Source organism: Micromonospora sp. M51 (assembly GCF_018070305.1).
Classification (GTDB): domain Bacteria; phylum Actinomycetota; class Actinomycetes; order Mycobacteriales; family Micromonosporaceae; genus Micromonospora; species Micromonospora parva.
In genome coordinates this window covers 1-2,624 of record NZ_JAGPXZ010000809.1, presented here as the reverse complement: position 1 = coordinate 2,624, position 2,624 = coordinate 1, and the positions used below count along the sequence as shown (strand labels likewise).

The window sequence follows — 2,624 nt, the reverse complement described above, 5'->3', positions numbered from 1 at the left end:
ATGACGTGCGATCTCCGACGCGGCCACCCCCCTCGGGTCGCCGAACGGGACACCGATCGGCGACCATGGCCGGCATGACTGTCGCCCCCCGCCGCTGGGCCGCCCGACTGGCCGCCGCCGCCGGCCTCCTGGTCACCGTCGTCGCCTTGTTGATCGCGCCAGCCACCTCCGCCAGCGCCCACGCGGTGCTGCAGAGCAGCAGTCCGGCTGCCTCATCCGTCGTGCCGAGCGGGCCGTCCGAGGTGGTCCTCACGTTCAGTGAGTCGGTCCGCAAGGTGCCCGGCAAGATCCGGGTCATCGCGCCGGACGGGTCCCGGGCCGACCGGGGCGAACCGTCGTTCAGCGGCGGCGTGGTGACCATCCCGGTGGACCCGGGCGGCGCGCGCGGCACCTACCTGGTCAGCTTCCGGGTGATCTCCGCCGACAGTCACCCGGTCTCCGGGGCGTTCACCTACTCGGTCGGCGCCGCCTCGACCCCGCCCGTCGACTCCGGCACGGACAGCCGCGCCAACCCGGTGGTGGGGACGGCGGTGAAGGTGGCCCGCTTCCTCGGCTACGCGGGTCTGGTGCTGCTGGTCGGGCCGGCGTTGGTGCTCGCCGCGCTCTGGCCGCGCCGGCTCTCCCGGCGGGGGCCGACCCGGCTGGCCTGGACCGGCCTCGGTCTGGTGGCCTTCGCCACCCTCGCCGACCTGTGGTTGCAGGTGCCCTACACCGCCGGCGGTGGTCTCTTCGACGTCACCGGTGAGGGGTTCGGCAGTGTCTTCGGCAGCGCCTTCGGCGCCGCCCACCTGGTCCGGCTCGGCCTGCTGGCGGCGTCGATCTTCCTGCTCCGCCCGCTGCTGGCCCGGCCCGCCGGTCGGGCGGACGCGATCATCCTGGCCGTGCTCGGCGGTGCCGCCCTGCTGACCTGGCCGCTGGCCGGGCACCCGGCGGCCTCCCCGGCGCCGGCGGTGTCGGTGGTGGTCGACGCGGTCCACCTGGGCAGCATGGCGGTCTGGCTGGGCGGTCTGCTCATGCTCGCCGTCTTCCTGCTGCGCCAGGCCGACGAACGGGAGCTGGGCGCGATCCTGCCGATCTGGTCGCGCTGGGCGGCGCTCGCCGTCTCGGCGCTGTTGCTCGCCGGCACCGTCCAGGCGCTGATCGAGGTGGCCACCCCGCGGGCGCTGATCGACACCACGTACGGGCGTCTGCTGCTCGCCAAGATCGGGCTGTTCGCGATTGTCATCGCCGTGGCCGCGTACTCCCGGCAGTTGGTGCGCAGCCGGGTCGCGGCGCAACGCCCGGTGCCGGTGCGCCGGGCGGTCCTGGTGGAGTTGGCAGTCACCGTGGTGGTGCTGGCGGTGTCCGCCACGCTCGTGCAGACCACGCCCGCCCGCACCGCCGTGGCCGGCCCGTCGGCCGGGTCCGAGTCCGGCTTCTTCAGCACCAGGCTGGACAACCCGTTGTTGGCAGTGGAGGTCGAGGTGAGCCCGGCCCAGCGGGGCAACAACTCGGTGCACCTGTACGCGTACGACAAGAACAACCAGCCGTTGCTGGTCGCGGAGTGGAAGGCGACAGTCGCGCTGCCCTCGGCCGGGATCGAGCCGATCGAGGTGCCGTTGCTGCGGTTGACGGACAGTCACGCCTACGGCGACATCAGCCTGCCGACCTCCGGCGAGTGGCAACTGAAGATCACCGCCCGAACGACCGACATCGACCAGGCCACGGTGACCGCCACCGTGCCCATCCGTTAGAGAGGTTCGCGAAACCCATGACCCGATTCCGGCGCACCGCAACCGCCGCTGCCGCCCTGGCGTTCACCGCCGCCGCCACCGCTGTGCTCGGCTTCGCCGGGCCGGCGTCCGCGCACGTCACGGTGAACCCGAAGGAGGCGACCCAGGGCGGCTACGCCCGGGTGGCGTTCCGGGTGCCGAACGAGAGCGACACCGCGTCGACCACCAAGCTGGAGGTCGTGTTGCCGGAGAACGCCCCGGTCGGTTCGGTGTCGACGATGCCGGTGCCCGGCTGGACGGTCACCACGGAGAAGCGCAAGGTGGACCCGCCGATCGAGGTGCACGGCAGTCAGCTCACCGAGGCGGTCTCCAAGATCACCTGGACGGCTTCCGGTGACGCGGGGGTGAAGCCGGGGCAGTTCCAGGAGTTCCCGGTGTCGCTGGGGCCGCTGCCGCAGGTCGACTCGATGATCTTCAAGACCCTGCAGACCTACTCGGACGGCAACATCTCGCGTTGGATCGACGAACCGGTGGCGGCGGGTGCCGAGGAGCCGGAGCACCCGGCGCCGGTGCTCACCCTGGCCGCTGCGGCCGCGCCGGCGGGTTCGGCCTCGCCGAGCGCCGCCGTCGCATCGCCCGACGATGACGACGACGACGGCAACGGGCTCGCTGTCGGCCTCGGTGTGGCCGGTCTCGTCGCCGGTCTCGCCGGCCTGGTGCTGGGTGGGCTGGCGTTCACGCGGACCCGCCGGGAGCCGGTCGCCAAGGCCTGACCCCGGTCTGACCCGCTGGCCCGCCGGATATTCCGGCGGGCCAGCGTGCTTTCCGCAGTCGGAGTCGGCCGTGCCGTGGATATCCCCTGATCAGGCGGGTTGCGTCGGTAAGGTCGGCCGGGTATTTGGCTACGGAGGG

2 protein-coding genes are annotated in these 2,624 nt (G+C 72.7%); both read left to right on the top strand.

What is annotated here, in order from left to right; translation table 11 throughout:
• Nucleotides 1-65 precede the first annotated feature (65 nt).
• On the top strand, nt 66-1,733 hold the full coding sequence (locus KBX53_RS29130) for a copper resistance CopC/CopD family protein (protein WP_210862802.1): 1,668 nt from the start codon (nt 66-68) through the stop codon (nt 1,731-1,733).
• Between the two features lie 17 nt (nt 1,734-1,750).
• Nucleotides 1,751-2,485: a YcnI family protein gene (locus tag KBX53_RS29125; protein ID WP_210862800.1), complete on the top strand. Its 735-nt coding sequence runs from the start codon at nt 1,751-1,753 to the stop codon at nt 2,483-2,485.
• Nucleotides 2,486-2,624 lie beyond the last annotated feature (139 nt).